Origin of the sequence: Mycobacterium sp. GA-1841 (genome assembly GCF_001954135.1) — a bacterium.
Taxonomy (GTDB): Bacteria; Actinomycetota; Actinomycetes; order Mycobacteriales; family Mycobacteriaceae; genus Mycobacterium.
This window is the reverse complement of sequence record NZ_MBEQ01000009.1, coordinates 76929-91685: the sequence shown is the minus strand read 5'-3', so window position 1 is coordinate 91685 and position 14757 is coordinate 76929. Positions and strand designations below refer to the sequence as shown.

Here is a 14757-nt window from a genome sequence, read left to right as displayed (position 1 = left end):
CCTGGGCAACAGAGTCACACAACAACTGGACCGCTACGACGGCTCACCTCATCTGCTTGATGACCTGCTGTACATCTTCTACTCAGCTAACTCACGGGTGGTAGTCTCCGAACATTCCTGAGAGGGATGACGAATGACCCAGCGTCTTTCAGTTGACGGTCAAGGCCTGAATGCTGCGGCGGCCGACAGTGCAGAAGCCGCCGCACTACTGGACGCCTCCGGACCGGGCACGATCTCCGGAGACCAGCCGAGCCACGTTGGAGTTGTGGCCATACGCGCAGCCGTGGCCAGCGTGCGCGCCGCACAAAGCGCCCGCCTCGCCCAGAACGGCAGTGCCATGAGTACCGCCAGCGCCGTATATATCCTCACCGACGACGGCGCAGCCCATGACATCACGAGAACGGTATGAGCCGGTCCTCTGCGCTTAGTTCTGCCACGTTGCCTACGCGGAAGCAAATTGAGAACTGGCAAACCGAGCACCTCACCGATACCGCGGCATGGCTGCGCTCGACAGCCGCCAAATTCCAGAGCGTGTTCGAGCTATCCCGTCAAGACGTGAACGCGCCGGGCGGAACCGAATGGACTGGCGACGGTAAGGACGCCGCCCTGGATCGGGCGACCTCGGATATCGCGGTGGTCGGTCGAAGGATATCCGCTGGAACGCTGAACGTCTGGTGGCAGCCGATGCGCTCGCCGGTCAGCGACTGGAAGCGAAAGCGATCGAGCTCGACGGCATCGCGTTCGTCGGCGACGGTCACGACACAACCATTCATGCCGCCGGATGGGAACCGTGGAAGCGGAACCCGGAAATCCCTCCGCCTGCACCACCTCCTCCGCCCATACAGGGCCCATCGGAACGCGGGCTGCCACCACCAGGCCTCAGACCCCCGGTTGAAGGCCCGTTGAACGTTGGGCCGGCGAGCCGACCAAGCGAGCAGAAAGTCAATGGCAAGAGCCTTTGGGACGCGAAGGGTGGCGAGTGGCGGTACTTCCCGGGCGACAAGTTCCACAACCCGCACTGGGACTACAACCCACACGACAATCCACGGGCACGTAGGGTCAACGTCGAAATCAACAACCTTCCGGCACACACGCCCAACGTGGCGCCCAAAGCAACGCCCGTCGAGCCGTCGGCTCCTAAGGTGCCCGTTGAAGCATCCCCCAAGGCTCCCGCCGAAGCGCCAGCACCGAAAGCTCCCGCCGAGGTTCCGCGAATGCCGCGCGGACCCATGATCGGCGGTGCACCCGGCATATTTGGCCCGCAGCTCGTACCACCGCCCGACAGCGACAATGAGCTCCCAGTATTGGGCGGAGAACTTGACGACGATTTCTGATGCACATTCCGATGTACGAAAATCGCTGTACCCAACCACAACAACGTAGGGAAGGAGAGACTGATGAGCTTTATTCATGTCCAGTTTCTTCCTGAATTCATGCTGGGTGACGACGTTGTCATGCTGGCAATGGATACCGCAGGTGCGGCGGTCATCCATGCCACGTTGAACGATGCGGTGCAGCATGGATGGTCGCGGCTAGAACACGACGGAGTCATCCACGAGTTCCGGATTCAGTCCGGTGCAGCCGATATAGAACAGGTTGAAGGCCGCATCGGGTGGCTCCTAGATCGGGCAACTGCGGTTGAAATTCTTGATGACCTAGCGACACCCGCTGACCACCCCGGCCATCAATACGTTGATATCCACACGCCAACATCAACCCTGGTTCTGTCGTACGACGAGTACACGCCCGAATATTTCGCGCAACTTCCCGACGAATTGCGGTACGCCAAGCCGGGCGAAAGCTGACGGGAGCTGGTTCGGCTTACATCCGTGTAGAAGTCGACGGTGAGCTGAATGGACTCGTGCCCGAGCTGCCGCGACACGATCGTGATCGGCGTGCCTCCCGTCAACCAACTGCCACTAGGCATAGGTGTGGTGCAGATCGTGCGCGGTGGGCTTCCGCGCCAATTCGGCTTGCGCGACAGCGAATTTCCCCACACGTCACGCCAGAACCACTGATAACGCACCGGCCCCCATCAGTGTTGGTGAACACGAATCCCCCTGACAGGTCCAGCTTTTGCAGCAGCCTTGCGGGTACGTCGACAGCGTACCGCTCGTCGGTCTGCGATGCGTGGCGTCGCCGACTTCGAGCCCGAAAAATCCGGTGCACAAGCGGTTTCGATATCGCCGACGGTGAATGGCACTCCGCACTCAAGCAGGGCACCACCTACCTTGCGCGCAACGTCGTGGTCGCTGCTGCTGTCGTCTCGCGCGCGGCCAAGGAGCTGCACGAGGATCTCTCCACGCCCGTCGACGAGGTGATCGAGGAGGCCGGCTCACAGCAGGCCACCAAAGTTGCCGCTGTCGAAGACGAACTCGAAACTGCGCGAACGTTTCTCTCCGACTTGGAGTGAGGCCTTGGCGAATTTGCTACCTGGAATGGGGCTTCGGCCCACTCATGATCGCCTCGTGGTCGCGCCCGCCGTAGAAGACGCCGACGACTATCAGCTTCTCGCCCAACACAGCGAAGGCAATGACGATGCGTCGCCTGAAGCCAATTGTGCGTAGTCCTGGCCTTACGTCGTCGCGCGCTCGGCCCCGATGCGAAACGCCGCCAGTTCTTCGCAGAACGCCACGATGTCCTGGCTATAACGCACCGCGACGTCCGCCGATCCAGCACTGGCGATGTACCGATATAGCTCAACCAGTTGTTCTTCCGCCTCTGGCGTGAAGACAACAGTGAGAGTCACACGCCTCCGGCCTGCTCGGCGGCCAATCGTGCGCACACCCTGTCGGCACTGACAACGCGTGACTCATCAGCGGCTACCGCGTCATACGCCGCCGCGACCTCATCACGAAGCCAGGCTTCCACTGCATGGTCACGCGCGAACAACGCGCGCAATCCTTCGCGTATGACTTCACTTTCGCTGGCGTACTCCCCGGAGTTCACGCGCTGGCGCAACGCATCCGCCATATCGTTCGGGAGCGTGATACTGAGTTGCCGCGTTGTCCGCATGACCACCTCCGCGAGTAGTAGGACTGAATCCTACTCTCACGCTGGCGCGGCAACCCGGCAAAATGGGAGCCGCGAAGGCCGATGAAGGGGTTGCCAACCCAAAAAACCCGCCCCGACCGAAGTCAGAGCGGGTTTTTCAAACGTGGAGCTAAGGGGATTCGAACCCCTGACCCCCACACTGCCAGTGTGGTGCGCTACCAACTGCGCCATAGCCCCGTTTGTCGTGCCCCACGAAGTTACACCACCGCTACCCCTGTCTCAAAATCGCTGGTCAAGGCAGCTCATCCGCCGAGTCCGGCCCCAACGGGCGGGCCGGCGTGTGCTCGTGTGAAGCCGTCGGCCGGGTCTCCGGGGCGAAGAGCCAGCCGACCGCCGCGAGGAGCAGGATCGCGCCGGTGCTGACAAACGCCACCGCGAAACTGAGGTGCAGGGCGATCTGGCCGACCGCGAACGAACCGACGATCGCACCCAGGTCGGACATCATCTGGAAGGTCGCCACCGCGGTTCCGCCGCGCGCCTTGTTACCGACGACGTCGGCCACCGCGGCCTGCTGCGGTGAGACGAACATGCCGGTGGCTGCGCCGGTCACGTAGGCACACACCAAGAACAGCGGCAGCGAGCTACTGAATCCGACCGCTACTGTCGCCGCCGCCGACGCCGTCAGCCCCACGATCACCAGCATTCGGCGTCCGACCCGATCGGACAGGTAGCCACTGGGCACCACGGCCGAGACGTTGCCGATCGCGAAGGTGGCCAGCGCCAGGCCCGCGGTACCCGCGCTGCGGCCGAGCGCATCCACCACGAACAGCGGCACCAACGCGATGCGCAGTCCCACCGAGGACCAGCCGGAAGCGAAGTTGGAGAACAGCGCCGCGCGATAAGCGGGGTGGCGCAGCACTTTTCGCATCGAGACCGTGGGGACGTCCTCAACCGAGGGGACGGCCAACTCGGAATGGCGCAGGCTGAGGAACACCACCGCGGCGGCCACCAGCAGCGCCGCGCCGTAGATCAAGAACGGCGCGGAGAGTCCGAACCCTGCCGTCAGGCTGCCCAGCACCGGGCCACCGACCGAGCCGACCAGGAACCCGGAGGCGAACAGCCCGGCAACCCGGCCGCGGGCATCCGGCGGCGAGATCCGGATCATCAGGCCCAGCGAGGACACCGTGAACATCGCTGAACCAAGCCCGCCGAGGGAACGGAACAGCAGCAACTGCGCGTAGGTCTGGGCGAACGCGCACGCTCCGGTGGACAACGCGACGATCAGTAGTCCACTGATGTAGACCCGTCGCTCCCCCAGCCGTTGCACCAAGAACCCGGCCGGGGGCGCACCCACCAGGCGCATCGCGGCAAACGCGGTGATCACGAAGGTGGCTGCGGCGATACTGACCCCGAAATGCCGGGCATAGTTCGGCAGTACGGGCGCCACGACGCCGTAGCCGAGCGCGACCACCACGTTCGCGCAAACCAACAGCCAGACCTCGCGCGGCAGGCTCTGCGTGGTCTTGACGGTCACCCGATGACTGTATTGACCACCTTCTTGGCGGCCTCCTGCACCTCCGCCAGATGCTCGTGTCCGAGGAAAGACTCGGCGTAGATCTTGTAGACGTCCTCGGTGCCCGACGGCCGGGCGGCGAACCAGGCGTTCTCGGTCGTCACCTTCAGCCCGCCGAGTGCTGCGCCGTTGCCGGGTGCCGCGGTCAGCTTGGCGGTGATCGGTTCACCGGCCAGTTCGGTGGCACTGACCTGCTCTGGTGACAGCTTGGCCAGCCGCGCTTTCTGCTCGCGGTCGGCGGGCGCGTCGATGCGCGCATAGGTCGGCGCACCGTAGCGCTCGGCCAGCTCACCGTAGCGCTGCGACGGCGTCTTGCCGGTGACCGCCAGGATCTCGGAGGCCAGTAGCGCCAGGATGATGCCGTCCTTGTCGGTGGTCCACGTCGACCCGTCGGTGCGCAGGAACGAGGCGCCGGCGCTCTCTTCACCCCCGAATCCGATGCCGCCGCTGATCAGCCCGTCGACAAACCATTTGAAGCCGACCGGCACCTCCACCAGCGCGCGGTCCAGCCCGGCCACCACCCGGTCGATGATCGAACTGCTCACCGCGGTCTTGCCGACCGCCGTGCTGCCCGGCCAGTTCGGCCGATGGGTGTACAGGTAGTCGATGGCCACGGCCAGATAGTGGTTGGGGTTCATCAGCCCGCCGTCGGGGGTGACGATGCCGTGCCGGTCGGAGTCGGCGTCGTTGCCGGTCGCGATCTGGTAGGTGTCGGGGTTGTCGGTGACTTTTCGAACCAGCCCAGCCATCGCGTTGGGTGAGCTGCAGTCCATCCGGATCTTGCCGTCGGTGTCCAACGTCATGAACGACCAGGTCGGGTCGACGTAGGGGGGCACCACGGTGAGGTCGAGGTTGTAGCGCTCGGCGATCGCCCCCCAGTAGTCGACGCTGGCCCCGCCCAACGGGTCGGCGCCGATGCGGATGCGCTCGGCGCTGATGGCGTGCAGGTCGACGACGTTCGGCAGGTCCTCGACGTACGCGTTGAGGTAGTCGTGCCGTTCGACGCGGCTCATCGCCTGCACCAAGGGGATCTGCCGAACCCCATCGAGCTTGCCTTTCAGCAGTTCGTTGGCACGTTTGGCGATGGCCCCGGTGGCGTCGGTGTCGGCCGGGCCGCCGTTGGGTGGGTTGTACTTGAACCCGCCGTCGCGCGGCGGGTTGTGTGAGGGCGTGACGACGATGCCGTCAGCCAGGCCGTCCCGGCGGCCGCGGTTGTAGGTGAGGATGGCGTGGCTGACCGCCGGTGTGGGGGTGAAGCGGTCGGCGGCATCGATCATCACCACCACGTCGTTGGCGGCGAGCACCTCCAGCGCCGATTCCCACGCCGGCTCCGAGAGCGCGTGCGTGTCACGGCCGATGAACAGCGGTCCCGTGGTGCCCTGGGCGGCCCGGTACTCGACGATGGCCTGCGTGGTGGCCAGAATGTGCGCCTCGTTGAACGCCGCGTCCAGGCTCGAGCCGCGATGCCCGGACGTACCGAACACCACCTGCTGCGCGACGTTCTCGGGGTCGGGTTGGGTGGTGTAGTACGCGGTCACCACCGCCGCGACGTCGATGAGGTCCTCGGGTTGAGCCGGTTGTCCGGCACGGGGATGGGCAGCCATGCCACCGATTCTGCTCCCGAACCGATGTCGCTGCCGCCGCACGCGCACCGGACGCCATACTTTTACTTCATGTTTGGCCATGACCCCCGAGAACTGGCCGCGGTGTTCGTCGGCGGTGCACTGGGCACGCTGGCGCGCGCCGGCCTGGCGGTGCTCGTGGCGCATGATCCCGGCCATTGGCCCTGGCCCACCTTCATCGTCAACATCCTCGGCGCGTTCCTGCTCGGCTACTTCACCACCCGTCTGCTGGAGCGATTGCCGGTGTCCAGCTACCGCCGCCCGCTGTTGGGCACCGGGTTGTGCGGCGGGCTGACCACCTTCTCCACGATGCAGGTCGAGACGATCACGATGCTCGAACACGGCCACTGGGCGTTGGCGGCCGGCTACACCGCGGCCAGCGTCGCCGCCGGCCTGCTGGCCGTGGCGGTCGCGACGGCGCTCGTACGCCGCGCGGCGGTGCGCTGATGACGACCACGGTGTGGGCCGGGGTGGCGGTCCTCGGCGGCGTCGGCGCGGTCTGTCGGTTTCTGCTCGACCGCGCGGTATCCGCGCGTCACACCCGTGGATTCCCGTTCGGCACCTTGGCAGTCAACCTGAGCGGCGCCCTGCTGCTCGGCTTCCTCGGCGGCCTGGCGCTCAACCCGCACGCCGCCCTGCTGGCCGGAACCGCATTCGTCGGCTCCTACACCACCTTTTCCACCTGGATGCTGGAAACTCAGCGCCTCGGTGAGGAACGACGGGCATGGCCCGCGGTGGCCAATGTCGTCGTCAGCGTGGCGCTCGGTCTACTCGCGGCTTGGGTGGGCATGTCGTTGGGGAGCCGACTGTGACCGCCACCGACTACCTCAAGCTGACCGCCTACTTCGCCGAGCGGCTGCGCCACGAGCAGCGGTTTGTCGCCGATGCGCTCCTGGACCTCTACGGCAGCAACGACGTCGCCCTAAGCGTGATGCTGCGCGGCATCGCCGGCTTCGGCCCGCACCATCACCTTCGCACCGACCAGACGCTGACCGCCTCGGAAAACCCACCGATCGCGATTGCAGCGGTCGACACGGCCCCCACAATTGCCGCGCTGGCCGAGCAGACCGTGGCACTCATCCCGCGTGGCCTGATCACTCTGGAACGCGCCCAGTTGATCCGCCGCCAGTCGTCGCCGCCCACAGTCGCCGACATCTGCAAACTCACCGTGTACGTCGGCCGTCACCACCGGATCGGCCGCTGGCCGGCCCACCGCGCGGTGTGCGACCTGCTGCACCGGCACGGGTTCGCCGGCGCCACGGTGTTCCTCGGAGTGGACGGCACCACCCACGGACAACGACGACGCGCCGCGTTCTTCAGTCGCAACAGCGAGGTACCGCTGATGGTCATCGGGCTGGGAACCGGCACTCAGGTGAACGCCGCACTCGGTGAGCTCACCGAAGTACTGCACAATCCGCTGCTCACCGTGGAGCGGGCGCAGCTGTGCAAGCGGGCCGGCGAGCTGCTGGGTCGGCCGGCCGCGTTGCCAGACACCGACTCCGAGGGCCGCCCACTGTGGCAGAAGTTGATGGTGCACACCGACGAGACCGCACAACACGACGGCGTCCCGATCCACCGCGCCCTCGTGCGCACATTGCTGCAGGCCGGCGCAGCGGGCGGTGCGACCGTGCTGCGCGGCGTCTGGGGTTACAGCGGTGCCGGAAAGCCCCATGGCGACAAGGTGTTACAGCTGGGGCGGCATGTGCCGGTGACGACGATCGTCGTCGATACGCCGCGACGGATCGCCGCGGCCTTCGACATTGTCGACGAGCTCACCGGCCGACACGGCGTGGTCACCGCCGAGATGGTGCCCTCGGCCACCGTCGTCGACGCGGGCCACCGCCTGGGTGGCACCGATTTGGCCAGTTTTAGTTACTGACCTCACAGCGACCTTGGTAAGGCTAGCCTATCTTTTGCGCGGGGTGTACCGTCCCAGTCCATGCAGTCGACAACCCCCGAAGCGGTCAGCGCCGCCCTCACCGAGATCCTTCGCGACGACATGAACGTCGATGTCCGCCGGGTGACCAGGGAATCCCGTCTCGTCGACGACGCTGGACTGGATTCGGTGGCATTTGCGGTCGGCATGGTGGCGATCGAGGACAAGCTGGGGATCGCCCTGTCCGAAGAAGACCTCTTGAGCTGCGACACCGTCGGTGATCTGGAAGCGGCCATCCTGGCGAAAGTGCCTGCCGCGCAGAGCAACCAGTGAGCGTGCTGGCCGAGGCGCTCGCCGAGGCGCTGCCCGCCACGGACAAAGACCTCGTGGTGTTCGACCCCGAGGCACGGACCTGGAGCCGTCACCCGTGGGGGCAGGTGTACGCCCGCGCCGAAAACGTCGCCGAGCAGATCGGTCACGACGGCTCCACAGCTGTCGGCGTGGTGGGTGAGCCCACGATCGAGGGGATCGCCACCATCATCGGGGCGCTGCTGTCCGGTGCCGCCCTGTCGGTGCTGCCCGGTCCGATCCGCGGTGCCGATGCCCACCAGTGGGCCCAGTCCACGCTGAACCGGTTCGCCGGCATCGGGGTGGGCACCGTGTTCAGCCACGGTGACCACCTCAGACTGCTGGAGAAGGGCGAAACCTCCCTGGCCCTGCACGACGATGTCGTCGTTGCTCATCCCCAGCGCTCCACCACGCTGTCGCTCGGTTCCGGCGAATTCGCCGTCCTGCAGGGCACCGCCGGCTCCACCGGGACACCACGCACCGCCCAATTGTCGCCGTCAGCGGTCCTGGCGAACCTGCGCGGACTGTCCGACCGGATCAGCTTGTCGGCCGGCGATATCGGGTGTTCGTGGCTGCCGCTGTATCACGACATGGGACTGACCTTCCTGCTCGCCGGTGCGGTGGCCGGCATCGAGGTATGGCAGGCACCGACGACGGCGTTCGTGGCCTCTCCCTTCAGCTGGGTCCGGTGGCTCACCGAGAGCCGTTCGACGCTGACCGCCGCGCCGAACATGGCCTACGGTCTGATCGGTAAGTACTCCAAGCGGCTGACGGATCTGGACCTGTCCGCCGTCCGGTTCGCGCTCAACGGCGGCGAACCGGTCGATTGCGAGGCGACCAGCCGGTTCGGCACCGAGCTGTCGCGTTTCGGATTCAACCCGGGCGCCCTGTCCCCCTCCTATGGGATGGCCGAATCCTCCTGTGCGGTCACAGTTCCCGTCCCCGGCGCCGGTGTCGTTCTCGACGAGATCACCGTGGCCACGGATGCCGGGTCGAACCAGCAACAACTCGCGGTGCTCGGCCACGCCATCGCGGGCATGGAAGTGCGCCTACGACCGAGTGCGGACAACGCGGGCATCCTCGGCCGCGAGGTCGGCGAGATCGAGATCCGCGGGACCTCGATGATGTCGGGTTACCTCGGCCAACCACCCCTTGGCCCCGACGACTGGTTCGCCACCGGCGATCTGGGTTATTTCGTCGATGGCGGACTGGTGGTCTGCGGACGCAGCAAAGAACTGATCACCGTGGCCGGACGCAACATCTTCCCGACCGAGATCGAACGGGTTGCCGCACAGGTCAAGGGCGTTCGTGAAGGCGCAGTGGTGGCCGTCGGCGCCGGCGAGAAAGCCGTTCGTTCCGGGCTGGTGATCGTGGCGGAATTCCGGGGCGCCGATGAAGCCGGGGCCCGCAGCCAGGTGATCCAGCAGGTGGCCTCGGAGTGCGGCGTCGTGCCCGCCGACGTGGTGCTGCTGAAACCGGGCTCACTTCCCCGCACCTCCTCGGGCAAGCTGCGCCGCCTGGAGGTCAAACGAGAGATGGAGGCAGCGAAGTCATGACCGCCACAGTCCCCACGCCCGCGCCGGCCACCACCACCCTCGACGAATACCGCGACCTGTTGGATCGGGTCTTCGACGACCAGGTCAAGGCGTGGACCGCCGAAGCTGAAGAGACCGAACGCTTTCCGCGCGCGCTCATCGAGCACCTGGGCCGTAACGGGGTGTTCACCGAGAAGTGGGGCGACGGTCAGCAGCCCGATGTGGCCAAGCTGATCGAGTTGGCCTTTGCGCTGGGCCGGACCGGCTCCTCGGGCATCGGCGTGGGTGTCAGCCTGCACGATTCGGCCATCGCCGTCCTGCGCCGGTTCGGCAAATCCGATCACCTCCGCACGATCTGCGAACAAGCCGTTCGCGGCGAGGCCGTGCTGTGCATCGCTGCCTCCGAGGAATCCGGCGGTTCGGATCTGCAGATCGTGGAGACCGAAGTCCGCACGGCCCGAGACGGTTTCGAGATCAAGGGCATCAAGAAGTTCGTCTCACTGTCGCCGGTCGCCGACCACATCATGGTGGTGGCCCGCAACGTCGACCATGACCCGACGAGCCGGCACGGCAATGTCGTCGTCATCGCCGTCCCGACGTCGGCGGTCGAGGTGCAGACGCCGTACCGGAAGGTGGGCAACGGCCCGCTGGACACTGCCGCGGTGCACATCGACACCTGGGTTCCCGCCGACCACCTGGTGGCCCGGGCGGGCACCGGACTGGCGGCGATCTCCTGGGGCCTGGCCCACGAACGCATGTCGATTTCCGGTCAGGTGGCCTCCGGGTCACAACGAATTCTCGGGATCACGTTGGCGCGCATGATGAAGCGTCGTCAGTTCGGCCACACCCTGTATGAGCATCAGGCGCTGCGGATGCGGATAGCCGACCTGCAGGCCCGGGTGGACCTGCTGCGTTATGCGCTGGCCGGGGTCGCCACCCAGGGCAAGCTCGATCTGCGCGCCGCCGCCGCGTTCAAGGTGACCGCCGCACGTCTCGGCGAGGAGGTCGCCTCGGAGTGCATGCACATCTTCGGCGGTTCCGGCTATCTCGTCGACGAGACGCCGCTGGGCAAGTGGTGGCGCGACATGAAGCTGGCCCGGGTCGGCGGCGGAACCGATGAGGTGCTGTGGGAGTTGGTGGCCGCGGCCATGAAGCCCGACTACGACGGTTACGCCGAATTCGCCGGAGCCTGAACCGGTTCCGGTCCAGGCATCCGCTCACGCACGCTACCCGGCGGCGCCGAAGGCGTCGTCGGGTGTGCGCGGCAACGCGTAGAGGGCCATGCGCCGGTTGGACATCTGGTGCTCGCCGAGGAACTCGCAACCGGCCCACTCACACAGTCGGCGCGCACCTGAATTGCGGTGATCCGGATCAAACATGATCCGCCGGCACTCCGGTTCGCGGTCGAACACACTGGCCACGATGCGCGGCAACAGGATCGGGCCCATCCCGCGGTTGACGAACCGCAGATCGGCGATCGCGGCGTGCATGCCGATGTCGTGCGGATCGGCGGCGTAGCGCGGGGCGATGGAATCTTTGGCCGCTCGGTACAACTCGACGTAGCCGGCGGGCTTCCCGCGGAAGCTGGTGATCAGCGGACGCGAGTACTCGCCATCGAGTTGGGCCTGAAGATACCGACGCCAGCGGTCCACCGGCCAGGCGTACTCCCAGGCCTCTACCAGGTGCGGACGATTCATCCACTCCGACACCATCTCGGCGTCGTCGCCGGCGTCGACCAGTCGGATGTCGTAGGGATCGGCCAGCACCGGTGTCGGGGGTGCGTCGACTGCGCGCACCTCATCGGTGATGTCGGTCAGCTCGCGTTTCAGGACCGGGCCCGCCGGCACGTCCGTCACGTCGGTATCGATATCGGTCATTGAGCGCCGAGCCTACCGTAGCGGGTGAGGGTAGGTTTACCTTCCTGGCTGTCATCGACGGCGGCGGCGATACCGAACCGGACCCTGTCGGCGCGGCGTGCGATGGTAGTTCCATGGGTGTCGACCGAGTCGCGGATCTACAGCGTTGGGAAGACTCCGGTGCGCATTGGCGCGTGCTCACCCGCACTGCGGACAGTCTCACCATCGCCTTGCTTCGGTGCGACGGCGGTGAGGAAGTCGATCGGTTCACCTCCAGCGACCGACGCCTGCTCGATTTCGTCGGCCCCCGCGCCGGCAGCGACGACTGATCAGTTGCCCGGCGCGAACCGCGCCAGCCGGGCCAGATGAGTGCGATCCTCGACACCGAGCTTCGCGAAAATGCGGTACAGATGCCCGTCGACGGTGCGCACCGACAGACACAACCGGTCGGCGATCTGCCGGTTGTGCAGGCCCGCACCGACCAGACTGACGATCTCCCACTCCCGCAAGGTGAGCGGCAGCCGATCCTCGACGCACCGCAATGCCGGGGTCAGCGCGCCCGTTTGCCCGGACAGCCACAGCGCCCTGGCCGCCGATTCCCAGCTTCTACCCCGGCAGCCGGAACGCACATACTCCCCCGCGGCATGTGCGGCGGCATCGGCCGCCAGCGCCAGCGCTCCGATCGCCTCAAACCGGTCGGCCGCCGCGCTGAGCTGCTCGGGATCATGGCAAGCCAGGCCGAGGCTGTGGGCTCCGATGGCCTCGGCCAGACGGCCGGGGCACCGGCGCACCAATCGACTGACCTGTCGGTGACCGGAGGTGTCGCCGAACCGCATTGCGGTGTGCAGGGCCGTCAACTCGACCGCCGCCATACCGGACGCCTTGGCGCTGTGGGCAGCCTGCATCGCGTGCTTGCCGGCCAGTGCGCTGTCACCGGTAGCGGCCGCCACCCAGGCCCGGGCCAGATCCAGTTCCGGTCCGAAGACCCGCACCGAGCCGATGCCCACGGCCTCGGCCCGGGCCAACGCGGCCGCCGCCGCGGCCCCGTCGCCGCGCATCCCCTCGGCCTGCGACAACCAGGCCGCCGCCACCATCGACCATCCGGGTGGGAGACGCTGCGGGGTGGCCCACACGGCGGCGTGCAGCGCTTCACATGCCGATGACAGCGCGCCGCGAGCCATTTCCACGCGGCCCGACAGCGCCACGACGATGGACTCCGCCTGCGGGAAACCCGCGGCCAGCACGCCGTAGCGGTCGCACACCTGCTGCGCATCCGCCGGATTGCCGTCGGTCAAATCCGCCGATACTCGGGCGAAGGCGAGCCAATACCGTTGCAGACCCGAGTCGCACCGCTCGGCGGCGCGTTCGCCGGTCTGCGCCACCGCGGTGGCATCGTTCGACCGGCCCGCCAACGCCAACGCACCGGCGGTGGCCAGTGCGGCACATACCTGCGCATGCGGCGCCTTGTCGTTGTCCGCCATCGGTGCACCCAGGGCGATCGCGTCAGACAGCGCCCCGGCGAAGAACGCAAAGACCGCCTCCATCGCCGCCACCGGACTCACCGTGCGTGGACCGCGTTCCCGGTCTCGCAGCAGGTCGAGCACCGCCTCGGCCCGGTCGGCGCGTGCGCATCCGAAGAACAGGTTCGATGCGCGCAGGAAAACCCACCGGAACAGCATCGGCACGTCGTCGGAATCCGGCACCCAGCGCGTCAACAACTCCTCGGCCTGCTCACCGTGGCCCTGCCAACTCATCGCCTCGGCCAGCACGACCGCGGCCGCGGCCCCACCACCGTGATCCAAGGCGTATCGCGCAAGGTGTTCTCCGAGAGCCAGATTCGACATGGTGACTGCGCTGGCCGCGGCCTCGGTGATGACGTCCGGCGCCGCCGAGACATCACCCCCGACCATGAATCGGGCCAGCTGAAGACGCGCCCGCACATCGGAGGATCCGCCGTCACCGCAGGCCTCCAGCCGCTCACCGAGGAGAACGGCCAACCGCGTATTGATCTGGCGGGTGCGGGTTTCCGAACAACTGCTGCGAGCCACCTCACCGACGATCGGATGGCCGGGCTGCACCACCGTGCAGCCTGCATCGTTGAGGACCCCGACCGCCCCGCGACGTTCCACACGGGTGACCGCGTCGATGTCACAGGCCTCGACCAGCACATCCCAGTCGAGCACCTCGGCGGTCGAGACCACTTCCACCACGTCCCGTTCCTCGGCTGTCAACGTGTCCAGCCGGGTAGCGACCAGGGCGCGCAGATCGGCACTGGCACGCAGCTTTCCGCACAACCGCCACCGGCCGGCGTCGAACACCAGGGCCTGGTCGTCGCGCGCCGCGTTGACCACGCCCCGAAGGTAGAGCGGGCTGCCGGAGGAGTACCGGTGTAATTCGTCGACCGCGCGAGCGTCGACGTCACCGCGCATCACCGTCGCGATCAACTCCCGGGTCTGGTCCCGACTGAAGGGTTCCAGGTCCATTCGCAGCAGCAACTGTTCTTTCCACAAACTGCTCACCGCATCGGAGGTGCTCGCGCCGCTGCGAACCGTGAGGATCAGTTTCGGCGAGCCGTGGACCGCGAGTTGCTGGACCAACAGTGCCGACAACGGGTCGAGGTGCTGGGCGTCGTCGACCACGATGACGAGTTCGGGATCGGGTGCCAACGCCTCGTAGGCGGCGGCCAGCATCACCGTGGGGTCGAGCGCATCGGTGGACGTGAGTGCGCGGTGAAAAGCCCCGAGCGGCACCGACTGTCCCGTTTCGGTGCCCAGCGCAAACCGCACGGCGCACCCGTGGGCCTCCAGTTGCTCAGCCAGCGCCCGGGCCAACGCCGACTTGCCCACGCCGGTTGCTCCGGCCAGAACGACGCCGCGGAAACCGTCGTGCAGCGCCTGCTCGGCATCGCGCAGCTCGACATCTCGTGCGACAAAAGGCCAGTCGGACAACCGAG

At 66.8% G+C, this 14757-nt stretch carries 15 protein-coding genes, 1 tRNA gene and 2 pseudogenes; 10 read left to right on the top strand and 8 right to left on the bottom strand.

From position 1 onward, the window contains the following. The first annotated feature begins 133 nt into the window (after positions 1 to 133). The gene (locus tag A5740_RS01645; RefSeq protein WP_076190926.1) at positions 134 to 409 is read left to right on the top strand and encodes a hypothetical protein; all 276 of its coding nucleotides are present in this window, start codon (positions 134 to 136) and stop codon (positions 407 to 409) included. A 139-nt stretch (positions 410 to 548) separates the two neighbouring features. Here the strand turns inward: A5740_RS01645 and A5740_RS28675 are convergent, their stop codons facing one another. Beyond that, positions 549 to 758: a hypothetical protein gene (locus tag A5740_RS28675; protein WP_175616129.1), complete on the bottom strand. Its 210-nt coding sequence runs from the start codon at positions 756 to 758 to the stop codon at positions 549 to 551. Positions 759 to 1397: 639 nt separating this feature from the next. On the opposite strand from A5740_RS28675, the gene A5740_RS28670 reads away from it, so the two are divergent. Together A5740_RS28670 and A5740_RS01625 are read left to right on the top strand one after the other, a co-directional pair. Beyond that, entirely contained in the window at positions 1398 to 1805 is a 408-nt protein-coding gene (locus tag A5740_RS28670) for a hypothetical protein (RefSeq protein ID WP_076190923.1), read from the top strand. A gap of 380 nt (positions 1806 to 2185) precedes the next feature. Next, a pseudogene (locus tag A5740_RS01625) lies at positions 2186 to 2413 on the top strand (DUF6319 family protein); the annotation flags it as partial. Positions 2414 to 2575: 162 nt separating this feature from the next. On the opposite strand, the gene A5740_RS28910 reads toward A5740_RS01625, so the two are convergent. From A5740_RS28910 to pgm, 5 genes are all read right to left on the bottom strand, one after another. Then, positions 2576 to 2749, bottom strand: a complete 174-nt coding sequence (locus A5740_RS28910) for a type II toxin-antitoxin system RelE/ParE family toxin (protein ID WP_217696673.1) — start codon at positions 2747 to 2749, stop codon at positions 2576 to 2578. After that, positions 2746 to 3015, bottom strand: a complete 270-nt coding sequence (locus A5740_RS01615) for a type II toxin-antitoxin system ParD family antitoxin (RefSeq protein ID WP_076191222.1) — start codon at positions 3013 to 3015, stop codon at positions 2746 to 2748. The genes A5740_RS28910 and A5740_RS01615 overlap by 4 nt, the downstream gene beginning before the upstream one ends. Positions 3016 to 3158: 143 nt before the next feature. Continuing rightward, positions 3159 to 3231: transfer RNA gene (locus tag A5740_RS01610), tRNA-Ala, on the bottom strand. 55 nt (positions 3232 to 3286) lie between these two features. Beyond that, complete coding sequence (locus tag A5740_RS01605) at positions 3287 to 4528, bottom strand: MFS transporter (protein ID WP_076190922.1); 1242 nt, start codon at positions 4526 to 4528, stop codon at positions 3287 to 3289. Further along, the gene (gene pgm, locus A5740_RS01600) at positions 4525 to 6171 is read right to left on the bottom strand and encodes a phosphoglucomutase (alpha-D-glucose-1,6-bisphosphate-dependent) (RefSeq protein ID WP_076190920.1); all 1647 of its coding nucleotides are present in this window, start codon (positions 6169 to 6171) and stop codon (positions 4525 to 4527) included. The genes A5740_RS01605 and pgm overlap by 4 nt, the downstream gene beginning before the upstream one ends. Positions 6172 to 6240: 69 nt before the next feature. Between pgm and crcB (A5740_RS01595) the strand changes: the two genes are divergently transcribed. The 6 genes and pseudogenes from crcB (A5740_RS01595) to mbtN all read left to right on the top strand — a co-directional run bounded on the left by crcB (A5740_RS01595) (position 6241) and on the right by mbtN (position 11141). Beyond that, positions 6241 to 6636 carry a fluoride efflux transporter CrcB gene (crcB, locus tag A5740_RS01595; protein ID WP_076191220.1) on the top strand — a complete coding sequence of 132 codons (396 nt, stop codon included), beginning with the start codon at positions 6241 to 6243 and terminating at the stop codon, positions 6634 to 6636. Continuing rightward, a complete protein-coding gene (gene crcB, locus A5740_RS01590; protein ID WP_076190919.1) occupies positions 6636 to 7001 on the top strand; it encodes a fluoride efflux transporter CrcB in 366 nt (121 codons plus the stop codon). Before crcB (A5740_RS01595) ends, crcB (A5740_RS01590) begins: the two co-directional genes overlap by 1 nt. Next, positions 6998 to 8068, top strand: coding sequence for a DUF190 domain-containing protein (locus tag A5740_RS01585; RefSeq protein ID WP_076190917.1), 1071 nt, complete (start codon positions 6998 to 7000; stop codon positions 8066 to 8068). Before crcB (A5740_RS01590) ends, A5740_RS01585 begins: the two co-directional genes overlap by 4 nt. Before the next feature lie 54 nt (positions 8069 to 8122). Beyond that, a pseudogene (locus tag A5740_RS01580) lies at positions 8123 to 8398 on the top strand (acyl carrier protein); the annotation flags it as partial. 5 nt (positions 8399 to 8403) lie between these two features. Next, on the top strand, positions 8404 to 9969 hold the full coding sequence (mbtM, locus tag A5740_RS01575; protein ID WP_254849055.1) for a long-chain-fatty acid--ACP ligase MbtM: 1566 nt from the start codon (positions 8404 to 8406) through the stop codon (positions 9967 to 9969). Beyond that, positions 9966 to 11141: a mycobactin biosynthesis acyl-ACP dehydrogenase MbtN gene (gene mbtN / locus A5740_RS01570; protein WP_076190914.1), complete on the top strand. Its 1176-nt coding sequence runs from the start codon at positions 9966 to 9968 to the stop codon at positions 11139 to 11141. The genes mbtM and mbtN overlap by 4 nt, the downstream gene beginning before the upstream one ends. A gap of 33 nt (positions 11142 to 11174) precedes the next feature. Here mbtN and A5740_RS01565 read toward each other — a convergent pair whose 3' ends face one another. Further along, positions 11175 to 11825, bottom strand: a complete 651-nt coding sequence (locus A5740_RS01565; RefSeq protein WP_076190913.1) for a GNAT family N-acetyltransferase — start codon at positions 11823 to 11825, stop codon at positions 11175 to 11177. Positions 11826 to 11938: 113 nt separating this feature from the next. Between A5740_RS01565 and A5740_RS01560 the strand changes: the two genes are divergently transcribed. Next, positions 11939 to 12133 carry a hypothetical protein gene (locus A5740_RS01560; RefSeq protein WP_076190911.1) on the top strand — a complete coding sequence of 65 codons (195 nt, stop codon included), beginning with the start codon at positions 11939 to 11941 and terminating at the stop codon, positions 12131 to 12133. Here A5740_RS01560 and A5740_RS01555 read toward each other — a convergent pair whose 3' ends face one another. After that, a complete protein-coding gene (locus A5740_RS01555; RefSeq protein WP_076190909.1) occupies positions 12134 to 14752 on the bottom strand; it encodes a LuxR family transcriptional regulator in 2619 nt (872 codons plus the stop codon). Between the last annotated feature and the right edge of the window lie 5 nt (positions 14753 to 14757).